The 23,867-nt window shown below is 61.3% G+C and carries 12 protein-coding genes; 4 read left to right on the plus strand and 8 right to left on the minus strand.

Translation table 11 applies throughout. The features are described 5' to 3' along the window. The first annotated feature begins 79 nt into the window (after positions 1-79). The 3 genes from ccoG (at position 80) to P3C29_RS06930 (ending at position 3,573) form a co-directional block, all read left to right on the plus strand. Positions 80-1,495 carry a cytochrome c oxidase accessory protein CcoG gene (gene ccoG, locus P3C29_RS06920; protein ID WP_275964170.1) on the plus strand — a complete coding sequence of 472 codons (1,416 nt, stop codon included), beginning with the start codon at positions 80-82 and terminating at the stop codon, positions 1,493-1,495. A gap of 108 nt (positions 1,496-1,603) precedes the next feature. Then, on the plus strand, positions 1,604-3,013 hold the full coding sequence (gene mapR, locus P3C29_RS06925; protein ID WP_275964171.1) for a GntR family transcriptional regulator MpaR: 1,410 nt from the start codon (positions 1,604-1,606) through the stop codon (positions 3,011-3,013). 95 nt (positions 3,014-3,108) lie between these two features. Then, complete coding sequence (locus P3C29_RS06930) at positions 3,109-3,573, plus strand: hypothetical protein (protein WP_275964172.1); 465 nt, start codon at positions 3,109-3,111, stop codon at positions 3,571-3,573. A 42-nt stretch (positions 3,574-3,615) separates the two neighbouring features. Here the strand turns inward: P3C29_RS06930 and P3C29_RS06935 are convergent, their stop codons facing one another. From P3C29_RS06935 to tpx, 7 genes are all read right to left on the minus strand, one after another. After that, positions 3,616-4,362 (minus strand): SDR family oxidoreductase, encoded by a 747-nt coding sequence (locus tag P3C29_RS06935; protein ID WP_169388737.1) that lies wholly within the window; start codon positions 4,360-4,362, stop codon positions 3,616-3,618. A gap of 72 nt (positions 4,363-4,434) precedes the next feature. Beyond that, positions 4,435-6,528 carry an EAL domain-containing protein gene (locus P3C29_RS06940; protein ID WP_275964173.1) on the minus strand — a complete coding sequence of 698 codons (2,094 nt, stop codon included), beginning with the start codon at positions 6,526-6,528 and terminating at the stop codon, positions 4,435-4,437. A 272-nt stretch (positions 6,529-6,800) separates the two neighbouring features. Then, entirely contained in the window at positions 6,801-8,279 is a 1,479-nt protein-coding gene (locus P3C29_RS06945) for an efflux transporter outer membrane subunit (RefSeq protein ID WP_201124432.1), read from the minus strand. Further along, a complete protein-coding gene (locus P3C29_RS06950) occupies positions 8,276-11,383 on the minus strand; it encodes an efflux RND transporter permease subunit (protein ID WP_275964174.1) in 3,108 nt (1,035 codons plus the stop codon). Before P3C29_RS06950 ends, P3C29_RS06945 begins: the two co-directional genes overlap by 4 nt. Next, entirely contained in the window at positions 11,380-14,481 is a 3,102-nt protein-coding gene (locus P3C29_RS06955) for an MdtB/MuxB family multidrug efflux RND transporter permease subunit (protein ID WP_010171642.1), read from the minus strand. The genes P3C29_RS06950 and P3C29_RS06955 overlap by 4 nt, the downstream gene beginning before the upstream one ends. Next, entirely contained in the window at positions 14,478-15,785 is a 1,308-nt protein-coding gene (locus P3C29_RS06960) for an MdtA/MuxA family multidrug efflux RND transporter periplasmic adaptor subunit (RefSeq protein ID WP_201124433.1), read from the minus strand. Before P3C29_RS06960 ends, P3C29_RS06955 begins: the two co-directional genes overlap by 4 nt. A gap of 230 nt (positions 15,786-16,015) precedes the next feature. Further along, positions 16,016-16,516: a thiol peroxidase gene (gene tpx, locus P3C29_RS06965; RefSeq protein WP_010171646.1), complete on the minus strand. Its 501-nt coding sequence runs from the start codon at positions 16,514-16,516 to the stop codon at positions 16,016-16,018. Between the two features lie 202 nt (positions 16,517-16,718). On the opposite strand from tpx, the gene P3C29_RS06970 reads away from it, so the two are divergent. Then, a complete protein-coding gene (locus P3C29_RS06970; protein WP_275964175.1) occupies positions 16,719-21,089 on the plus strand; it encodes a DUF6543 domain-containing protein in 4,371 nt (1,456 codons plus the stop codon). A 59-nt stretch (positions 21,090-21,148) separates the two neighbouring features. Here P3C29_RS06970 and metC read toward each other — a convergent pair whose 3' ends face one another. Continuing rightward, a complete protein-coding gene (gene metC / locus P3C29_RS06975; RefSeq protein WP_275964176.1) occupies positions 21,149-23,860 on the minus strand; it encodes a cystathionine beta-lyase in 2,712 nt (903 codons plus the stop codon). Positions 23,861-23,867: the final 7 nt, after the last annotated feature.

Raw genomic sequence — 23,867 nt, forward strand, 5'->3', positions numbered from 1 at the left:
CGCCATACCTGAGCCTGTTATGCAAACAGAGCGCCGGTCATAGTTCATCTGCCTGATGGAGGCTGATGAGCGAAAGACCATGAGCGATAGAATCCCCGTCCGAACCGTAGAAATGTATGAGCCTGCACATCCAAAGAAGATGAAGGCCACCTCCAACGACAACCTGATTCACACCCGCAGCTTCACGGGCCTGTTCCGAACCTTGCGCGTGGTGGGCGCGGGCTTTCTGTTCCTGGCGTTTTTCGGCACCGTGTGGCTGAACTGGGGCGGACGCCAGGCCGTTCTGTGGGACCTGGCTGAAAGCAAATTCCACATTTTTGGCGCCACGTTCTGGCCCCAGGACTTCATCCTGCTGTCGGCGCTGTTGATCATCTGTGCGTTCGGCCTGTTCGCGATCACGGTGTTCGCAGGCCGCGTGTGGTGCGGCTATACCTGCCCGCAAAGCTCGTTTACCTGGCTGTTCATGTGGTGCGAAAAAGTCACCGAAGGCGAGCGCAACCAGCGCATCAAGCTGCAAGCCGCGCCCTGGAGCTTGAACAAGCTGGCCAGGCGTTCGGCCAAGCACACTCTGTGGCTGGGCATCAGCGTGCTGACCGGGCTGACGTTTGTCGGCTACTTCACGCCGATCCGCCCCCTGGCCGAAGAACTGCTGACCTGGCAGATGAGCGGCGTGAGCCTGTTCTGGGTGCTGTTTTTTACCGGTGCCACCTACCTCAACGCCGGCTGGCTGCGCGAAGCCGTGTGCATGCACATGTGCCCGTATGCGCGGTTCCAGAGTGTGATGTTCGACAAGGACACCCTGACCATTTCCTATGACGTGGCCCGTGGCGAGCACCGCGGCCCGCGCAAACGTGATGTGCAACCGGCGGACGTCGGCCTCGGTGACTGCATCGACTGCCAACTGTGCGTGCAGGTATGCCCCACCGGCATCGACATCCGCGACGGCCTGCAAATGGAATGCATCGGCTGCGCCGCGTGCATCGACGCCTGTGATTCGATCATGGACAAAATGGGCTATGCCCGCGGCCTGGTCAGCTATACCTCGGAGCATCAGCTGCAAGGGGGCAAGACCCATCTGCTCAGGCCGCGGCTGATCGGCTACAGTGCCGTGTTGCTGGTGATGATCGGGGCGTTGGTGGTGGCCCTGGTCGTACGGCCGATGGTGTCGCTGGACGTCACCAAGGACCGTGGGATGTTCCGGGAGAACAGTGAAGGCCTGATCGAGAATATCTACAGCCTCAAGGTCATCAACAAGACCCAGCAGCGCCAGGATTACCGCATGGAGCTGGTAGACGCAGACGGCTTCCAGTTGCAGGGCAAGACCGACATCAGCCTGGCGCCCGGGGAAATCACCGATGTGCCGGTGTCGGTGGCGATGACCGCAGAGAAGCCTGCCAGCAGTTCCCAGACCATTCGTTTCAAGGTAACGGACGTGGATGAGCCATGGGTTTACAGCGCGGCGGATAGCCGGTTTGTAGCGCCGTTGAATCGTTAAAAACCGAGTTTCAGAAACACTGGAGATCAAATGTGGGAGCGGGCTTGCTCGCTCCCACCTTTTGATCTGTGTTCAATCAGCAAAATCTGTTCAAAGCACTAGGCCCCAATGAAACGCTACGAAAAATTCGCCGACGACATCGCAGAACTGATCCGCTCCGGTGTCCTCGGCCCGGGCCAGCGCGTGCCTTCGGTACGCTATGCCAGCCAGACCTATGGCGTCAGCCCGTCCACGGTGTTCCAGGCCTACTACCTGCTGGAGCGTCGCGGGCTGATCCGCGCCCGGCCACGCTCCGGGTACTTCGTCAACACCCATGCGCCCAGCCCGTTTTCCGAGCCGGTGGTGAGTGCCCACGTGCACGAGACCACCGAGGTGGACGTCAGCGAGCTGGTGTTCTCGGTGCTCGACTCCATCAAAGACCCGCAAACCGTGCCTTTCGGCTCGGCGTTCCCCAGCCCGACGCTGTTCCCGCTGCCGCGCCTGGCCCGCTCACTGGCCAGCGCCAGCCGGGAAATGGACCCACGCATGGTGGTTACCGACATGTCGCCGGGCAACCCGCAGCTGCGCCGGCAAATCGCCCTGCGTTACATGGTCGGCGGGCTGATGCTGCCAATGGAAGAACTGTTGATCACCAACGGCGCCCTTGAGGCGCTGAACCTGTGCCTGCAGGCCGTGACCGAACCGGGCGACCTGGTGGCCATCGAAGCGCCGGCGTTCTATGCCAGCCTGCAAATACTGGAACGCCTGAAACTCAAGGCGGTGGAAATTCCCGTGCACCCGCGCGACGGCATTGACCTCAAGGTGCTCGCCCAAAGCCTGGAGCGCTACCCGATCAAGGCCTGCTGGTGCATGACCAGCTTCCAGAACCCCATGGGCGCAACCATGCCCGAGGCAAAAAAACTGGAACTGGTGGAATTGCTGCGCAGCCATCAGGTGCCGCTGATCGAAGACGACGTGTACGCCGAGTTGTACTACGGCCAACAGGCTCCGAAACCGGCCAAGGCGTTCGACACCGAAGGCCTGGTGATGCACTGCGGCTCTTTCGCCAAAAGCCTGGCCCCCGGCTACCGCATTGGCTGGGTCGCCGCCGGGCGTTATGCGCAGAAGATCGAGCGGCTGAAGCTGATGACCTCGCTGTGCGCCTCGATGCCGGCCCAGGCGGCGATTGCCGATTACCTGCAACACGGCGGCTACGACCGGCACCTGCGCAAGTTGCGGTATGCGCTGGAGGAGCAGCAAAGCGCCATGCTCGCCGCCATCGCGCGCTATTTCCCGGCGCAGACACGGGTCAGCCAGCCGGCAGGCGGATATTTCCTGTGGCTGGAGTTGCCGGAGCAGACCGACTCATTGAAGTTGTTCCAGATGGCGTTGGCCCAGGGCATCAGCATCGCGCCGGGGCCGATTTTTTCGCCGACGCAGCGCTTCAGGAACTGCATTCGTTTGAATTACGGCAGCCCGTGGGATGAGTCGTGTGAAAAGGCGATGGAAACGCTGGGGAAGATTGTGCGTTCGTTTTAAAACCTTGGAACCACGCGGAGTGCTGGACCACACAGGAGTGGGACATTTCTCTCCACGAAAAACGTCCTTTCCCTGACCCACATCAAAGGTACTCGATGAATATTTCTCCCCCGGCGGGCCTGACACCGCTACCCGTCCCACCCAACTACATGACGGCAGCAGAACAGAACCAGGTACGTGAAATGACTGGCCCCATAGGTCGCCCGGCTGGCGACCATCGTTCAGCAGAAAGGATCATTGAGCAAAGCAGCGTACTTAGCCATTTCCTTGGGGGGCACGATCATCTTGCAGTGGGCGATGACCTCAAGCGGCAAGTCGGCGACTGGACCGAAGCCAATCCGGATCCAGACTCACGCGCCGATGCCGCCTACAACCTGGACAAAGTGCTGCGGTTCATTGACAACCTCGACGACCGCAAGCTGAACGCCAGCCACACTCGAAATGGAGTGGTAGACGGGTTTTCTGACTCAGGCTACAGCACCCAGGACAACTCCGAGGGCCGGCTACTCAGCGAGTTCTCGAACAAGGGCTATACGGTACTGCGTTGGGCCGGCTATTGAGCGTGTGGCAAGGGCTTGCCCCTTGCCACAACGAGCACAGACCTAGCGACCGCCCGCCAGGTCAATAAAGGTCCCGGTGGCATAGGACGCCTTGTCCGACAGCAGCCAGATAATCCCTTCCGCGACTTCTTCAGCACGCCCGCCACGGGCCATGGGAATCCCGGGCTCCAGCTTGCTGACCCGGTCCGGGTCGCCGCTCAGGGCATGGAAGTCGGTGAAGATGAAGCCGGGACGCACACCATTGACCCGAATCCCCTCACCCGCCACTTCCTTGGAAAGCCCGAGGGTGAAGGTGTCCAGCGCGCCCTTGGATGCGGCGTAGTCGACATATTCCCCCGGCGAGCCCAGACGCGCGGCGGCCGACGACACGTTGACGATGCTGCCGCCCTGCCCGCCATGCTTGGGCGACATGCGCAACAGCGCATGCTTGGCACACAGAATCGGCCCCAACACGTTGGTTCTGAGGGTTTTCAGGATGCGGAACTCGGACATCTCATCGACCCGCGACTTGTGCCCGACGGTACCGGCGTTGTTGACCAGCGCGGTCACCCGGCCCAATTCGGTATCGACCCGGTGGAACAAGCCGATCACTTCGTCTTCGATGCTGACATCGGCCCGTACCGCAATGGCCTGGGCGCCGAGGGCGCGCACTTGCTCAAGTACGCGGTGGGCAGCGTCCTCATCGGCCTGGTAGTTGATGCAGATGCGGTAGCCCTGGGCAGCGGCCAGCAACGCCGTGGCAGCGCCGATCCCACGACTGCCGCCGGTGATGACGACGACTTTATCCATGTGTAAGGTCTCCTGATTCAACGTGAGCTGATGGATCCAATACTACCTGCGCCCCGCAGGTTTTGCATGGGCTCACGTCACCGAATGCGCACGCACCACCTGTTCGGCACTCTGGATGTCGGCCATGAACCCCTCGGCCGGCAACGGATGCCCCAGCAGATACCCCTGCAACGAATCGCAGCCCAGCCGCGTGAGGAAATTCTGCTGTACGTCGGTCTCCACGCCTTCGGCCACAATGCGCAGGCCCAGGGCCTGGCCGAGGGCGACGATGGCCGAGACAATCGCCGCGTCGTCGCTGTCGTGCTCGAGGTCACGGACAAACCCCCGGTCGATTTTCAACTCATTGGCCGGCAGGCGCTTGAGGTACATCAGGCTCGAATAGCCGGTGCCAAAGTCATCGATGGACAGGTCGACGCCCATGTCCGAAAGCTTCTGCAGTACCGTCATGCTCGCATCGGCATCGCTCATGGCGGTGGTTTCGGTGATTTCCAGGGTCAGGCTGTTGGCCGGCAACCGGTGACGCTCCAGGGCATTGGCAACGCTCTTCACCAGCCCGGCATGGCAGAACTGCAACGCCGACAGATTCACTGCAATGCGCCAGTCGTGGTAGCCCTGGGCGTACCACACCTGCATCTGGCGACAGGCTTCGTTGAGCACCCATTCGCCGATGGGGATGATCAGCCCGGTCTTTTCCGCCAGTTCGATAAACTTGTCCGGCAACAACAGACCCTGTTGCGGGTGTTCCCAGCGCAGCAGCGCCTCGGCACCGACCGGGCGGCCACTGATGGCGTCGAACTTGGGCTGGTAGTACAACCGGAACTGCTCGTGCTCCACAGCGTTGCGCAAATCCTGCAGCAGTTGCAGTTGCTTGCGCGCGTTGGTGTTCATCGAGACGTCGAAAAAGCTGTAGCCGTTCTTGCCCATGCCCTTGGCGTGATACATCGCCGCGTCGGCGTTCATCAGCAGTTCCTGAGGCGTGGCGCCGTTGCCGGGGAACAGCGCAATGCCGATGCTCGCGGAAATTTTCAGCTCATGCTCGGCGACGCGGAAGGCCTGGTTGATCAGACCCACCTGGCGCTCGGCCAGGCGCAACGCATCGTCAGGCTGACCCAACTGCACCAGCAACACGAACTCGTCACCGCCGATACGGGCCAGGGTGTCCTGGCTGCGCAAGTCTTCCCGCAGACGCAGGCCCACTTGCTGCAACAACTGGTCGCCCATGTGGTGACCGAAAGCGTCGTTGACCGGTTTGAAGCCGTCCAGATCGATAAACATCAGCGCAAAGCAACCGCCCTCTTCGTTCACCCGCTGTATCGCTTGTTGAATCCGGTCAGCGAGCAAGGTGCGGTTGGGCAAGCCGGTGAGCATGTCGTGCAGGGCCAGGTGGGTCAGTTCCTGGTTGGCCTGGGTCAGCGAGTCCGCCAACACAGCGGTGCGGGCTTCCAGGCGTGCGTCCAGCAGAGACGTCAGCAGCGCAATGATCAATACCGCCAGGGTGGTCACCAACACCAGGTTGTCCAGGCCCTTGCCACTCAAGCCGTTCAGGGCCGCGCCGCAAAAACTGCCATCGGCGAAACGCGCAGCCGCCATGCCGGTGTAGTGCATGCCAACGATCGCCACGCCCATCACCATCGCCGCGCCGCCCCGGGCCAAACGCACGTAAGGCGTGTTGCGCCGCAGGTTGAAGGCAATCCACAAGGCCGCCGCCGACGCCCCCACGGCAATCAGCAACGAGGCGGTGAACAGCGTGGGGTCGTAGTCGATACCGGGCCTCATGCGCATGGCGGCCATCCCGGTGTAGTGCATGGCGCTGATGCCGGCGCCCATGATCAAGGCGCCAAACCCGAGTTGCCATGCCGGCAAACGCGGTTGACTGACCAGCCACAAGGCAAAACCACTGGAAAGGATCGCGATCAGCAATGACAGCGCCGTGATCTCGATGTCATAACCCAGGCTGATCGGCAGGCGAAAGGCGAGCATGCCGATAAAGTGCATCGACCAGATACCCACCCCCATCGCCAGCGCGCCACCGCCCATCCACAGGTAGACGGCACGCCCTTTGGCCGTGGCAATGCGGCCGGTCAGGTCCAGCGCGGTATAAGACGCAAGGATCGCGACAAACAGGGAAATCAGGACGAGGGCGGGGGAATAACTACCGGTGAGCATGGGACTTCTCGTGACCAATGGGCCGAACGGCATCCGTGCCGGGCTGAAAAGTCAGGGATTGTAGCGAGAATAATTCTTGTACACCTGAAATATTGTCGTATAGCCATCATTCAAAATTTGACGCCAATCGGCTGGCTCAAAAACAGCGCAAAACCCTGTGGAAGCGGGCTTTCTCGCGAAGGCGAGTGCCAGTCAACGATGTATCAACTGCCCCACCGCTTTCGCGAGCGAGCCCGCTCCCAAACAAGCCCGAACACCTGCCAGACCGGTGCCTATTTCTTGTCGCTCAACTGCATCTGCCCATCCCAGCCACCGCCCAATGCAGCGATCAGTTGCACACTGGCAACCAGCCGGGTTTGCAGCAGGGTCAGCACCGTGCGCTCGTTGCTCAGGGCCGTGGCTTGCACGGTGACCACATCGAGATACGCGATCAAACCGGCCTTGTATTGGTTCTGGGTCAGGCGCAGGGATTCCCGGGCGGCGTCGAGGGCCTCGTTACTGACCACCGCCTCGTCTTCCAGGACCTTGAGCTGGACCATGTAGTTTTCCACCTCGCGGAAACCGTCGAGTACGGTCTGGCGGTACTTGGCCACGGTTTCGTCATAGGACGCTTCGGCACGGTCGACTTCGGCCGAACGCTGGCCACCGTCAAACAAGGTCATGGCGAGTTTCGGCCCCACGGACCAGAAGCGGTTCGGCAGGCTGATCCAGTCGGCGTAGGTGCTGCTGGAATAACCACCGGCCAGGCTCAGGGTCAGGTCCGGGTAGTAGGCGGTCTTGGCCACGCCGATATTGGCGTTGGCGGCAATCACCGAGCGCTCGGCCTGGGCGATGTCCGGGCGGCGCTCCAAGAGTTGCGACGGCAGGCTCACCGGAATCTGCGGCAGGGCCGGAATGTCCTTGCTCACCGCCAGGTTGAAGTTGGCCGGCGGCACACCGATCAGCACGGCGATCGCGTTTTCCAGCTGTGCGCGCTGCCAGATCAAGTCGATCATGCTGGCCTGGGTGCTTTTCAGCTGGGTCTGGGCCTGGGCGATGGCGTCCTTGCCCGAGACACCGGCGCGGTATTGGTTCTGGGTCATTTGCAGGGAGCGCTGGTAGGTGTCTACCGTGGCTTGCAGCAAACGGGTCTGTTCGTCCATGACCCGCAGTTGCAGGTAATCCTGCACCAGTTCCGACTGCTGGCTCAGGCGCATTGCCGCCAGGTCCGCGGCGCTGGCTTCGGCACTGGCTTCATTGGCTTCCAGGCCCCGGCGCAATTTGCCCCAGATATCGGCTTCCCAGCTCACGCCCAATTGGGTGTTCAGGGTGTCGCGGATACCGCTGCTGGAACTGCTCAGGCTGGCGTTACTGCTGCCAGTGCCCTGGCTGGCCCGGGTTTTGGTGGCACTGAGGTCGACGGTCGGGAAGAACGCCCCACGGGCACTGCGCACCTGCGATGCAGCCTGGCGATAGCGCGCCTCGGCCTGGGCCACGGTCTGGTTGGCACTGTTGAGTTTTTCTACCAGCTCATTCAACTGCCGGTCGCCGTACAATTCCCACCAGGCGCCGCGGGCCAATGAGTCGCTGGGGGCCGCCTGACGCCAGCCTTCGGCTTCCTTGTACTGGGCCGGCTCGGTCAACTCGGGGCGTTTGTAATCCGGGCCGACAGCGCAGGCGCTGAGCATCACGCCGCACAGGGCCAGGCTCAGCAGCTTGGAGCCGCGCGTCAAGGCCAGGCGTTGCACAGCGGGAAACGTTGAATCGGTCATAGCGCAGTGTCCAGGGCAGCATCGGTACGCACTCCGCGCCAACCGTTGAAACGGTGGCGCAGGCGGTCGAGATAAAGGTAAACCACAGGCGTGGTGTAAAGGGTCAGGATCTGGCTCACCACCAGGCCGCCGATAATCGTCAGGCCCAGGGGCTGGCGCATTTCCGCGCCTTCGGCGGTGCTCAGCAGCAATGGCAAGGCACCAAGGATCGCGGCCAGGGTGGTCATCAGGATCGGCCGCAACCGCACGAGGCAGGCCGCGCGAATCGACTCCAGCGGGCTCATGCCGTCGTGGCGCTCCAGTTGCAGCGCGAGGTCGATCATCAGGATCGCGTTTTTCTTCACCACCCCGATCAACAGGAACAACCCCAGCAGCGAGATCAGGCTGAACTCGCCCCCCAGCACGTAGATCGACAGCAGCGCACCCACACCTGCCGAAGGCAAGGTCGAGAGAATGGTCAGCGGGTGGATGTAGCTCTCGTAGAGGATCCCCAGTACCAGATACACGGCCACCAGCGCGCCAAGGATCATGAACGGCTGGCCTTTTTGCGTGGCGGCAAAGGCATCGGCGGTACCGGACATCTTCGCGATCACGTCTTCCGGCAGGCCGACCTTGGCAATCGCCCGCTCGATGGCGGCCGTGCCCTGCTCTACCGTAACGCCGGGGGACATGTCGAAGGCAATGTTTTCCGACGCGAACTGCCCTTCATGGCGCACGGTGTCATCGGCCAGGCTGTTTTCGTAGTGCGCAATGGTCGACAGCGGCACCCGCGCGCCGGTGGAGGTGATGACCTGCACTTGATTGAGGGTGATCGGGTCCTGGGCGTATTTCGGGTTGACCTCCATCACCACCTGATACTGGTTGAGGCTGTCATAGATCGTGGAAATCTGCCGCTGGCTGTAGGCGTTGTTCAGCACCGCCGTGACCATGCTCATGTCGATGCCCAGGCGCTTGGCCTGGTCACGGTCGACAATCAGCGTCACCTGCGCGGCGCCGCGACCCTCGCGGGCATCGATGGCGGTCAACTCCGGCAACTCACGCAACGCGGCGACCACTTTCGGGTACCACAGGCGCAAGGCGGCCAGGTCACCGCTTTGCAGGATGTAGGAATACTGCGCAGTGGTCTGGTCGCGGCTGCCACCAAATTGCAGGTCCTGGTCGGCCATCAGGAACAGCCGCCCGCCCGGCACCAGCGGCACGTCTTTACGCAAACGCTCGATCACTCCCTGGGCAGAAATCTTGCGCTCGCTGATGGGCTTGAGCCGCACCAGCATCACCGCGTTGTTGGTGCCGTTGTTGCCGCCGATAAAGCCGGCCACGCTCAGCACCGCGGGGTCCTTCAGCACGGCCTGGCGGAAGATCTCCATCTTCGGCTGCATCACGCCGAACGACAGCCCGTCATCACCGCGCACAAAACCGATCAACTGGCCGGTGTCCTGCTGGGGCATGAAGGTTTTCGGCACTACGACATACAGGGCCACGTTGACCCCAATGGTCACCAACAGGCTGAGCAGGGTCAGGCGCCGATGGCAAAGCACCCAGTCGAGGCTGCGGGCATAACCGGCGACCATGCGCGCGTGGGCCTTCTCGCTCCAGCGCTGCAAACCGGTTTCCTGCCCCGGGACGTGGGGCTTGAGCCACCGGGCACAGAGCATCGGGGTCAAGGTCAGCGACACCACCAGCGAGACGATAATGGCCGCCGCCAGGGTGATGGAAAACTCGCGGAACAAACTGGTGACGATCCCGCCCATGAACAGGATGGAGAGGAACACGGCCACCAGCGATACGTTCATCGACAGCAAGGTAAAGCCGACTTCCTTGGCCCCCAGGTACGCTGCCTTCATCGGCGGCACACCCTCGTCGATATGCCGGGAAATGTTCTCCAGCACCACGATGGCATCGTCCACCACCAGGCCGGTGGCGAGGATCAACGCCATCAGCGACAGGTTGTTCAGGGAAAAGCCGAACAGGTACATCACGGCAAACGTGCCCACCAGGGACACCGGCACCGCCAGGGTAGGAATCAACGAAGCACGGAAGTTACCGAGGAACAGGTACACCACCAGGATCACCAGCGCCACGGCGATCAACAACGTCATCTCGGCTTCGTGCAGGGTCGCGGTGATCACGGGCGAACGGTCCATGGCCAGGTTCAGCTTGACGCTGGACGGCAGCACCGCCTGCAGCGCCGGCAACTGGGCCTTGATCTGCTTGACCGTCTCGATGATGTTGGCGTCGGACTGGCGGTTGATCACCAGCAGCACCGCCGAATCATTGTTGAAGAAGCCGCTGTTGTAGCGGTCTTCCACGCCGTCGCTGATCTTGGCCACATCCCCCAGGCGCAGGGCCGCGCCGTTCTGGTAGCGAATCAGCAGCGGCTCATAGTCCTTGGCTTTTTCCAGCTGGTCGTTGGCCTGGATCTGCCAGTTGCGCTCGCTGTCTTCCAGGGAGCCCTTGGGCCGGCGCACGTTGGCATTGGCAATGGTGTTGCGCACATCGTCCAGGGCCACGCCGTACTGGTCGAGGGCCTTGGGTTCAAGTTCGATACGCACGGCGGGCAAGGAGCTGCCGCCGATCTGCACTTCACCTACGCCCGGCACCTGGGACAGGCTCTGGGACAGGATGGTCGAGGCCAGGTCGTACAACTGGCCCTTGGGCAATACGTCCGAGGTCAGGGACAGCACCATGATCGGCGCCTGGGACGGGTTGATCTTTTTATAGGTGGGCATGCTGCGCATGCCGCTGGGCAGCAGGTTGCGCGAGGCGTTGATCGCGGCCTGCACTTCCCGGGCGGCGCCGTTGATGTCGCGGTTGGAGTCGAACGCGAGAATCACCCGGGTCGAACCCTGGCTCGACGAACTGCTCATGGTGGTGATGCCGGAAATCGCGCCGAAGGAGCGTTCCAGCGGCGTCGCCACCGTGGAGGCCATGACCTCGGGGCTGGCCCCGGGCAGGCTGGCCGAGACCACGATCACCGGGAAGTTGATCTGCGGCAACGGCGACACCGGCAGCAAGTTGAACGCCACGCCGCCCAGCAACATGATCGCCAGGCTCAGCAGCATCGTCGCTACCGGCCGGCGAATGAAAGGTCCGGACAGGTTCATGACTCAACCGGCTCCAGGCGCACAGGCTCTTTGCGCCAGCGACGCCCCAGGCGGTCGAAGTACAGGTAGATCACCGGCGTGGTGAACAGGGTCAGCACCTGGCTCACCAGCAACCCGCCGACCATCACCAGGCCCAGGGGCTGGCGCAACTCCGCACCGGAACCGGTGGCGAGCATCAACGGCACGGCACCGAACAGCGCGGCCAGGGTGGTCATGAGGATCGGCCGGAAACGCAACAGCGCCGCTTGATAGATCGCGGTTTGCGGGTCCAGGCCCTGGTTGCGCTCGGCGTCGAGGGCGAAGTCGATCATCATGATCGCGTTCTTCTTCACGATGCCGATCAGCAGGATGATGCCGATAATCGCGATCATCCCCAGGTCATTGCCACTGAGCAGCAAGGCCAGCAAGGCCCCTACCGCTGCCGACGGCAAGGTCGAGAGAATGGTGATCGGGTGGATGTAGCTCTCGTAGAGCACCCCCAGCACGATGTACATGGTCACCACCGCCGCCAGGATCAGCAGCAAGGTGCTCGACAGCGACGCCTCGAACGCCTGGGCCGCGCCCTGGAACTGGGTCTGCACGCCCACCGGCATGCCGATGTCTTTCTGGGCCTGGTTGATCAGCTCCACACCCTTGCCCAGCGCCACACCGGGGGCCAGGTTGAACGACATCATCACCGCCGGGAACTGGCCGATATGCGCGATCGCCAACTGTGCCTGGCGCTGTTCCACATGGGCCAGGCTCGACAGCCTTACCTGGCCGCCGTCGGTGGTTTTCACGTGGATCTGGTTCAGGGCGGCCGGGCCGAGGGTTTCGCCCGACTGGGCCTGCAGCACCACGCGGTACTGGCTGGCCTGGGTATAGATAGTGGAAATCTGCCGCTGGCCGAAGGCGTCATACAGCGCATCGGTGATGGTCGATACCGTCACGCCAAGGCGCGAAGCGGCGTCGCGGTCGATCACCAGGTACACCTGCAGGCCTTTGTCCTGCAGGTCGCTGGCAACGTCGGAGAGTTCCGGCAACTGGCTGAGGGCGTGCACCAGCTTGTCGCTCCACAGGGCCAGCAACTCGGCGTCCGGCGAGGACATGCTGAACTGGTATTGGGTGCGGCTCACGCGGTCTTCAATGGTCAGGTCCTGCACCGGCTGCATGAACAGGCGGATACCCACCAGTTTGTCCAGTTGCGGCTGCAGGCGCGTGATGATCTGCGCCGCGCTCAGGTCCCGTTCGCCGTGGGGCTTGAGGTTGATCAGCAGGCGGCCACTGTTGAGGGTGGCGTTATCACCGTCCACCCCGATATAGGAGGACAGGCTCTCCACCGCCGGGTCTTCGAGGATGATCTTCGCCAGCTCCTGTTGGCGCTGGCTCATGGCCGCGAAGGAGATCGACTGCGGCGCTTCGGAAATACCCTGGATCACACCGGTGTCCTGCACCGGGAAGAAACCCTTGGGCACCACCAGGTACAGCACCACGGTCAGGCCCAGGGTGGCGATGGCCACCAGCAAGGTCAGCGGCTGGTGCTTGAGCACCCACTGCAACTTGCGCCCGTAGGCTTCGATCAGCCAGTCGATCCAGGCGCCGCTGGCCTTGTAGAAGCGTCCCTGTTCTTCTTCCTTGGGTTCACGCTTGAGCAACCGCGCGCACATCATCGGCGTCAGGGTCAGGGACACCACCAGGGAAATCAGGATCGCCACCGCCAGGGTGATGGCGAACTCACGGAACAAGCGCCCGACCACATCGGCCATGAACAGCAGCGGGATCAATACGGCGATCAGCGACAGGGTCAGGGAAATCAGGGTGAAGCCGATCTGCTTGGCGCCCTTGAGCGCAGCCGCCATCGGCGTCTCGCCCTCCTCGATATAGCGGGAGATGTTCTCCAGCATCACGATGGCGTCGTCCACCACAAAGCCGGTGGCGATGGTCAGGGCCATCAGCGTCAGGTTATTGATGGAGAAGCCGGCCAGGTACATCACCCCAAAGGTGCCCACCAGGGACAGCGGCACGGCGATGGACGGAATGAGGGTCGCGCTGAAGCGGCGCAGGAACAGGAACGTCACCATCACCACCAGGGCAATGGCGATCAGCAATTCGTGTTGCACGTCCTTGACCGAGGCACGGATGGTCTGGGTACGGTCAGTCAGCACCGTCACGTCCAGGCCCGCCGGCAGGTTGTCGGTGATGCTCGGCAACAGCGCCTTGATCCGGTCCACCACTTCGATAACGTTGGCCCCCGGTTGGCGCTGGATGTTCAGCAAGACCGCCTGGTTCTCATTGGCCCAGGCTGCAAGGCGTTCGTTTTCGGCGCCGTCGACGATCTGCGCCACATCCTTGAGCCGCAACGGCGCACCGTTGTTGTAAGCCAGGATCAGCTCGGCGTATTCCTTGGGCGAGACCAACTGGTCATTGGCGTCGAGCATCGACACCCGCGTGGGGCCGTCGAAGTTACCCTTGGGCTGGTTGACGTTGGAGGCGGCGATCAGGGTACGCACGTCCGACAGGTTCAAGCCGTTGGCCGCGAGGGCCTCGGGGTTGACCTTGATCCGCACGGCCTGGCGCTGGCCGCCGGCAATGCTGACCATGCCGACGCCGCTGATCTGCGCGATTTTTTGCGCCATGCGTGTGTCGACCAGGTCATTGAGCTTGGGCAACAGCATGGTCTTGGAGGTGATGGCCAGGGTCAGCACCGGGGTATCCGCCGGGTTGACTTTGTTGTACACCGGCGGTGCCGGCAGGTCCTTGGGCAGCAGGTTGGTGGCGGCGTTGATCGCGGCCTGTACCTGTTGCTCGGCAACATCCATGTTGATGTCGAGGTTGAACCGCAGGGTCAGTACCGAGGCGCCGCCGGAGCTGGTGGACGCCATCTGGGTCAGGCCGGGCATTTGCCCGAACTGACGCTCCAGGGGCGCCGTCACCGCACTGGTCATCACGTCCGGGCTGGCGCCGGGGTACAGGGTCATCACCCGGATGGTCGGGTAGTCCACCTGGGGCAAGGCCGAGACCGGCAACAGGCGGTAGGCGATCACGCCGGCCAAAACAATGGCCAGCATGCTCAGGGTAGTGGCTACCGGGCGAAGGATGAACAGCCGCGAGAGGTTCATGCGCCGCCCTTTTGCGCCTTGCCGGCATCAGCCGGGCCTTGCTGCGTCTTGGCTGCCGGCTGGCCCTGGAGGTGTTCGGTCGGGGTGGTCGGCACTTCACTGCTGTCGTTGACCACTTCGATTTCACTGCCGTCCTTCAAGCGGTCGGTGCCTTCCAGCACCACGCGGTCGCCGGCGGCCAGGCCTTGCTTGATCACGGTGTTGTCGCCGTCGGAATCACCGATCACCAGCGGACGTACCTTGACCTTCTTGTCGCCATCCAGCACGTAGACAAAGGTGCCGGTGTTGCCGAACTGAATCGCCGCCGACGGCGCCAGCACCACGTTATGCAGGGTGTCGGCCAGCAGGTGCACGTTCACGAACTGGTTGGGGAACAGCGCCTGGTCCTTGTTATCGAACCGCGCCTTGAATTTCAGGGTGCCGGTGGTGACGTCGATCTGGTTGTCCAGGCTCTGCAACACGCCACTGGCCTTGAGGGCCACATCGCCACGGTCCCAGGCTTCCACCGGCAGCTTGTTGCCGGCGTGATAACGCGCCAGTACGGTTTCCAGGGTGTTTTCCGGCAACGTGAAGACCACGCTGATCGGTTGGGTCTGGGTGATCACTGCCAGGAAGGTGGTGTCGTTGGCCGCCACAAGGTTGCCCACGTCCACCTGACGCAGGCCGACACGCCCGGTGATCGGGGCGCGGATCTTGGTGAATTCGAGGTTGAGCTTGGCGTCATCCACCGCGCCCTGGTTGGTCTTGACCGTGCCCTGGTACTGCAGCACCAGCGCTTCGGCGGTGTCGAGGGTTTGTTTGGCGATACTGTCCTGGGCGTACAGGTCGCGATAACGCTGCACGTCGACCTGGGCGTTTTTCAGCTGGGCCTGGTTTTGCAGCAACGTGCCCTGGGCCTGGAGCAAGGCATTCTGGTAACTGCGCGGGTCGATTTCCGCCAGCAGGTCACCGGCCTTGACCATCTGCCCTTCTTCAAAGGCGATCTTGACCAGTTCTCCCCCTACCCGGCTGCGCACATTGATGGTGTTCAATGCGGTGACCGTGCCCAGTGCCTTGTAGTACACCGGGAACTCACCCAGCACCGCAGGCGCCACGCGCACCGGCACCGGGCCGGTAGAACCACCAAAGCCCGGACGCATCATGCCCGACTTGCCGGCATGCCCGGCGGGCTTCTTCTCGGCGCTGTCTTTGTGGCTGCCAGGCCAGAATTTCCAGCACAGGCCGGCAATGACCAGCAGCACGAGGAGGCCGAACAGCCAGCGGCGGGAGTGACGAGGGGTGGATTGCATGGAGTGATCAACCATTGGGCGCGAGAGCTTCTTCTTTGGGAGGCTGAAAGATAAGCACTGGGGCGCGTTAAGAAAAGCGCCTTTACCGGCTATTTACCTTGGATTACAACTTTTAACTTATTTGCTTAGTCCATTCGCTATCTGACTAAGCCTCTGAAGCACAAATAAAAACGGCCTGGACTAGGCCAGGCCGTAATACTGCATCACGCGTGTTACTGCAAAACGACAGTAATGCGTAGTAACAGTTACTTCAAAACAGCCAGGGCTGCTTCGTAGTTCGGCTCTTGGCCGATTTCGCTGACCAGCTCGCTGTGCAGCACGTTGTCATTTTCGTCCAGCACGACGACGGCACGGGCGGTCAGGCCGCGCAGCGGGCCTGCGGCGATCGCAACGCCGTAGTCAACGGCAAAGCCGGCATCGCGGAAGTCCGACAGGTTCTTCACGTTTTCCAGGCCTTCGGCGCCGCAGAAGCGTGCCTGGGCAAATGGCAGGTCCGTGGAAATGCACAGCACCACGGTGTTGTCCACGCTGTTGGCCTGAGCATTGAACTTGCGAACCGAAGTCGCGCAAGTCGGGGTATCGATGCTTGGGAAGATGTTCAGCACTTTGCGCTTGCCGGCAAAGGTAGCCAGGGTCGCGTCCGACAGATCGCCAGCAGTCAGGGTAAAGGCTGGCGCTTTGGCGCCGACTTGTGGCAAGTCGCCGTCGACCTGGATAGGGTTGCCTTTATGGGTAACTTGAGCCATGAACGGAATCCTTCTAGTGGTGGTAGTGAAACGAATTTCAGGTGCCGAAGTTAAACACAAAGTTCGATTGGCACCTATGGCCGGACGCAAATTGTCATGAGCAGACCTCGGAACCGTGGCGTATCAGTGAACGACACAAAGACTGCCGCCGTGAGAAAAACCATCAGCGGCCGCTGTCTCCCAAGCCGCCCAAGGACTCCTCATGAGAATTGCTGACTTTCGCCCCGCAGCCAATATCGCCCGACAATACTCATTCTCTGCACAGCCTCAGCCAGCCCCTTCGGACCATAGCACCTCAAGCGGGTCGAACCCTGCGGTCCGATCACGCCGCGACGTCAATGTCGTCAGCCTGGAAGGCTCGAATAGCGCCAAGGTACTGGTAGAAAAAAGCGACAGCAACATGGCCATCAGTTACGCCTTGGCACTGGCAGACGAGGAGGCATCATCCGGCACTGCCGAACGCGGCAATTGGAACCCCCTCACCGTTTCCAATATTGCGCCCTACTCTACTTTCGGCATGGCCTGGTCGAATTTCGCGCAGGTGCTGAAAGCAGAACCCTTTGCTACGTTTGCCCGCGATAACAATATCGACCCATCAAGCATCCGATGGTATCCCGACTATGGCGGGTCTCTCGATTGTCGAATCAACGGAAAAGTCGTCACCTTTCATGATGATATTCCTGGCTGGGCGCGAGCCAGCGCAGACCTGAAGGCTGCCGCAAATCTTCTTGGGGGCACGTTTACCTACACCGGCGAATATAGCGCCCCCGCCCACCTGATCGGTTCCTTTTATGGCTCATCCCCCTCTCGAGGCAACCGGCTTTCTGTGATCGGCACGCTGTTGAATACCCCATACTTCCCGTCTCTACCCGATTCGAAAGCCCCTTTTATAGAACTCCGACAACAAACCATACAGGCCGTTGCCAGCCTGCACGCCAGCGGGCAACTCTCAACCGCACGGCCTGCTGAAACACTAGTAACACAGGTTATTGAGGCAGACGAGGAAGTGGCGCGACTGGCTGCAATCGCGCTGTTGGCACAGAGAAACGAAATACGACCTGACGGCGTAAGCCTAACGTCAGGCTATGTTTTCACCCCCCCTGAGCGCTCCACTATCGGGCAAACGATCAAAGCCTTTAACAACGCATTTCAAGCAGAGGCGTTCCTAGACTTTGCGCGAACAAAGAACCTCGACACTTCAAACGTGTGCATTGATCCGCGCACGGGCGACCTGATGGTCATTGACCGGCCAAACCGAGTCTTTCGGAAAATCGCTACGCTCAACGATCAATCCGGATGGGCGGAGGTATCGGCTGAGATCAGGACACTGGCCAAGCAACTGGGGGAGGGAACGAATGAGCTCGTGCCCTATAATCTTGATGGCTCCATCTCCATCGCTAAAGCCCTGATTTTTTATGGTGAACCTCCCGCCGGCGGCACACTGAAAGAGACGCTCAACCACAGCACCGCGCTCTATCACAGGGGCTTCACCGCCTTGAACTCGGCTCCCCCTCCTATGGACGAGCGCGCGCGCGCGGTGCAACAAAAACAGCTCACCGCCATACAGCAGCTCGAAAATCCATCTGCGATGCAACCTGATACGTCGGCGCCCGCGGCCAACGCTCACCCGTTGACACAAATTGCACGCACCCAGTTTGCCGCGGAACCCAACCTGCGCACGGTGGTAGCAAATTTCCTCGGTGACGCTGTCCGCAACGGTTCCAACAATCTGGACTTTGACATCAATCAGGTAAGTGTTGCCACGCCGGATCCGGACAACCCCGGTCAGTTCAAGCAGGTACCGCTGATCATGCTTGGCCTCGGCCGAATCCTCGATGACGCCCCTCAAAGCCTGGCGGGCAGCAAGCTGCTGGATAGACGACCTGACCGACTAGCGCGTACAGGAACCCCACAAGACGTTCCCCTTGAGGTCAATATGGGCGCGATTGAGCAAGCCCTGTCAGAGCTGCCACTGATACTGAACGACCTGTACAAAAACGCCGCAAGCGAATACTGGAAAAAGCCGGCCTTCACCGGCCCGGCAAATACCAAGCCGGTTTATGCCGGCAGCCACGCCGACCTGGTCAGCAGTCTTCTGCGCAACAACCTGCGCATGGCCGGGTTGAAGCAACCCGGCCTGGACGAAGAACAACGCCAGACTGTGGACATGGTCATCAACCCCGCTCCCTCATCGACATCCCCATGGCCGACGAATGGGGGAGTTTCCACCTTTACGTTTCCGGCTGCCGAGGGCAATGACGCCACACCGAACATTCTCATTACGCGCCCCCTGCCTGAACCCGCTCGCAGCATTGTTTTACTGGTTGAACCCAGCGGAAAAATCACCCCTTATGACTCCATGGCAGCCCTGTCCGAGGCGGGGTATGGCGCCCCGGCGCAAGTCGTAACCAGTCAGGTGTTTGATAACCAAGCCAACATCCTCATTGCTCGGCACTTAGGCGACACTCTGACATCCAGCACTTCATTTGTTGACCCTGGTAAAGCCACCTCTTCAAAAACCCAGTTGCCCGAGTGGCTGAACAAGGCCAGTGACGCCGAACGGTTTCTCATGAGCGAGCTGAGCCTGGAACTGGCGAGTTTCACTCAACGTAACAAAGGGCAGACCTACAACAGTGATATTCCGGACATTCACACGTATATCCAGAACCGGTTCGACGCGCTGCCGGCAGACCAAAAGCTCACTGCATATCCCGCCAAGGACCTGGAAATGGCGTACGTAAGGCCGGCTACAACATTCACGCTCAATCCAGAGAGTGTCCAGTACGAACGCTCCCGCATGAGCCTGACCGACATGCTCCTGAATAACCTGTCAGGACTGCCCAGAGGGGGGGTCATCGAGGTCTATCACAAACAGGGAAATACGCGAGTACCCGAACTTGAAGGTGACGGGCTCCTTCATGCCCTTTTTTCAACGATAGACGCGGGCAAGAACTATCCGGAGTTACTTAAGCGTGAATTGCTGTACGAGCCCATAAAGAAAACCGAACGCCTGTCATTATTTACTCAGCAAGTACCGACGGAACTGAAACTCAGCGCCCTGGAGCTGGCCATAAAGGGAGAAGCCGGGTTCGACACGACGGGGTTTCGCTACATCCAGGAGATACTCAAACCGGGACCGGGTACCCGAACTGTCGACGGCGAGGAAATTACCATCCGGCCGTTGGCTTTCGAGCGCAAGGCCGACAACAAGACGGATGTGGTGGAAGGTGCCTATCTGATCGAACCCAAAGACGTGAACGCCGGCCCGCATATTCTCTATCGTCCGCTTATCAGCGATGCCCCGTTATTGCAGTTCCCTACTCGCCAGGCCCTTCTGGAGGCGATCCAGAAACCTGGCAAGTTGCAAAACGACACCCTGGCCTGGATGCCGGACGAAACCACCCGCCAAATCTACAGTGATAACGGTTTCACCCACCCCAACGTGGTCCTGTTCGGCCTGAAGATCCCGTTGCTCTCGGATATCGCAGGAACACCGACAAACGGATTGACCACGGACGAGCCTGAAGCGGCCAAGACACTGCAGCAGAAACTGGAGACAGGGCAGTTGCTCGATCATTTGTATGAGGCCAATGCCCAGAACCTGGCAAGCCTGGCTGACCGGGAATCGACATCCAACGCTGAGAGCCGTTGGGCAACCCTGAAAGAAGGAGGCTTGCTGCTGCTCAATGCGGTTTTGCCATTCATTCCCGGCGCTGGCGCCGGTTACGTCAGCTTAGCCTTGCTGCTTGAAGGTGTTCGCGAAGAGCTTGATGTGCTGAGCAGTACTGATAACCCTGATAAAGCAGTAGCTGCGGCGGATCTGTTGCTAAACCTTGCGATGCTGTTGATGCATTTCAAAACTCGGTCCGCGCGTGCGCAAACGGGTGCAAGTCCGAGGATCGAAACGGATACGGCATTGCAGATAGAGCCATACAAGGCCCGCTTTCGATTGGGAGGACCACTGGAAAAGCTCACGCCGCTCGACGGGGAAATCTATACCAACGTTGACGTATACAACGGCAAAAAACGCCTCAACATCATTGGCCATGCGGAAAAGCCCGAGGCCGGACAGCCAGCAAGGATTGTCGGTGAAAATGACAGAGCCCTCTCGGCTCAGGACATACTCGAAGAACTTGCTCGGCGACGAATAAACATCAAGGATTATCCGGAGGTTCGCCTGTTGGTCTGCTACTCAGGCCTGGGCGGGGAAAACTCCCTTGCGACAGAGCTGCACGCCTTGACCAATATTCCCGTCAAGGCGTTTGAGGGGCCAGTAGATGTGGGGTATAGATCTGGTGTTGCAGGGTTGGAGCCTGAGGATATTTACAAAGAAGCCTTGGAAAAATTCCGAAAAAAATATCCGCGATTCAGCGACGCGGACATACGAGAACTGGCCGATATTGACCTCGAAAACAAGCTCAGAGGCTACCAACTTTTTAACTATGTAGAAAAACGAAGTGGGATGGATGTCCCGGTAAACTGGGGGACGCGTGCAAATCCGCTCTGGGAAATCGTGACCGTTGACTACGTGAAGACGCGCGTCGGGCCGCCCAAAGTCAAAGCCAATCCATGATCATCTGCCACATTCAGACAACCGACAGGAGCTGCCTTGAGCAGCTCCTGCTTCCCCCTTCATCGCACCGCTGCAAACCCCCGTTGCAAATCCTCGATCAACGCCTCCACATCCTCCAGCCCCACATGCAGACGCACCACCGGGTTCAATCCACGGTCGGCGACGCTCTGGCGGTCCTGGGTGTCGGCCAGGGTCACCAGGCTCTCAAAACCGCCCCAGGACGCACCCAGGCCAAACAGCTGCAAGCCGTCGATAAACCGTTCGACGTAACCGGCATCCGCGCGGGTGAGTTCAAACGACAGCAAACCGTTACTGCCGCTGAAGTCGCGCTTCCACAGCGCATGGCCAGGGTGCTCGGGCAAGGCCGGATGAAACACCCGCTTGACCTGCGGCTGCGCCTGCAACCATTGGGCAATCTTCAGCGCCTGGCGCTCGTGCACGTCCAGCCGGGAAGCCAGGGTGCGCGCGCCACGCAGGATCAGGTAGGCATCGTCGGCACTCACCGCATTGCCAAAGGTGTCGCTCATTTTCGCCAGGGCCGGCCATGCTGCTTCGCTGGTGCAGACACTGCCCATCATCACGTCACTGTGGCCGCCGAGGTATTTGGTCAGGGCCATGATCGAGATGTCGGCGCCCAAGGCCAGCGGGCGGTACAGGTAAGCCGAGCCCCAAGTATTGTCCACCGCCAGCAGAATCCCGCGCGGCTTGCACAGTGCGGCTATCGCGGGCAGGTCACACAGTTCATACAGCAGCGAACCCGGCACTTCCGCATAGACCATTTTGGTGTTGGCCTGTAACTGCGCTTCCAGACCGCTGCCGTCCGGGGTGAAGTAGCTGACTTCGATGCCGAATGGCTGCAGGAACTCACGAGCCAGCTTGCGCACCGGGGAATACACCGCGTCGGTGATCAGTACATGATCGCCGGGTCGCAGGTAGGCCAGGAACGTCTGCGCCGCAGCGGCGAGGCCGGTGCCATACAGCCGCGTGCGATAGCCGCCTTCGAGTTCGGTGACCAAATCTTCCAGGGCGAACGCGGTGGGGTTGCCACGCGCGCCGTAACTCAGGACACGCTCGCTGTCGCGCCGGGAACGCGCGTCACGCATCTGGGCGAGGTTGTCGAACAGCACGGTGCTCAAACGGGTGATGGGGACGTTCACCGCCCGGCCTCCATTGCCGCCTTCGGTACGTGCCGCATGAATCAGCCGGGTGCGCACGCGCGATACGGGCGCCAACGGTTTGAGGCTGGCGATTTCCGCCTCGCTCATCTGCGCCAACAAGCCGATTTCCCAGGCCAGGTATTGGCGGGCGGCATCCTTGTTGCCGCTGTGGCGGTCGTGGGTGAAGAACAGGAAGTCGATGCACTGATTATCCGCGGGCGTCTGCGCATCCTCGATCACCGGCAAACCGGCTGCGACCCAGGCGGCATAGCCGCCGTCGAGCACGCGCACCTCTTCGCGCAACTCCAGCGCAGCAAACGCGGCCAGCGCCGGGTCATCCGCCAGCAGCACCAACGGTCGCGCACCGGCGCCCAACAACGAGCGAATCGACCAGCGCGAACCGGCAATCCGGCCCTTGCGATGGGTCATGCTCGGGCGCAGGTCCACCAGGTCCACGGCATCGTCTTTCAGGGCATCGGCCAGCGCCTGCACCGAGATCAATGGCAACGCCTTGAACGGCACAGCCTGCCTGACCGGTAACGCCAGGCCACTCTGGACACCGTCCTTGAGCACATACGCCTCATGCCCCAACTGCCGCAGCCAACTGGCGACAATCGGCGCACGCACGCCGTCGCTGTCTACCAGCACCACCCGCGCCTGACGCACGCCGATGTACAGGTCGGTGGACTGGATCAACTGCCCGCCTGGGGTATGTTGCGCCCCCGGCAAACTGCCGGCGGCAAACTCTTCGGCGGTGCGCACATCACACAGGAACAGGCTGCGGGACAGATCTTGCGCCCACTGGCGAACCTGATCCGCCCCAACAGTGACCACCCCTGCCCGCGCGGCCAATTGCCGGGCAGCCTCGCGCTGCTGCACCAGATCAGTGGAGACCTGATCGGCATACCGCCGGGTGCTGCCATGCTCCAGCTTGAAATCCGCCAGGTACCACCCCTGAGTGCCGTTCTCCAGCGCATAGACCGGGTTCTTCACGCCGAGGTTGATCAGCGTCTGGGCGCCGATAATGCTGCGGGTACGACCGGCGCAGTTGACCACGATCGGTGTGGTCTCATCCGGCACCAGGTCGTGCACGCGGTAGCCCAGTTCACCGTTGGGGCAGCAGATGGAACCGGGAATGGTCATCTTGCGGTACTCATCGAACGGCCTGCCGTCCAGCACCACCAGCGACTCGCCCTTGGCCTGCCAGTCCGCCAGTTGCTGCGCGGTGACGTGGGGCGTGTGGCTGGCCTCTTCCACCAACTCGCCAAAGGCTTTTGACGGCACATGCACCCCGGCAAACAGTTGCAGGCCCGCTGCCTGCCAACCGTCCGCGCCGCCTTGCAGCACATGCACATTGCTGTAACCCAACGCCTGCAAGCGCTGCGCTGTCCGGGCAGCCACCTCGCCGCCGTCCTGGTCGTAAATCACCAGGCGCACCTGAGGATTCGGCGCCAGGCGCTGCACCTCCAGCTCCAGGCGGCTATAGGGCAGGTTCACCCCGTGGAACAGGTGGGCCTCGCCGTATTGGCCGTGCTCGCGTACGTCGAACAGGGCGATTTCCTGGCCGTCGAACAGCCATTGTTGCAATTGCCCGGGTGTGATGGTCTGGCTCATGAAAGTC

Origin of the sequence: Pseudomonas sp. 1912-s, from assembly GCF_029269205.1 — a bacterium.
Lineage (GTDB): Bacteria > Pseudomonadota > Gammaproteobacteria > Pseudomonadales > Pseudomonadaceae > Aquipseudomonas.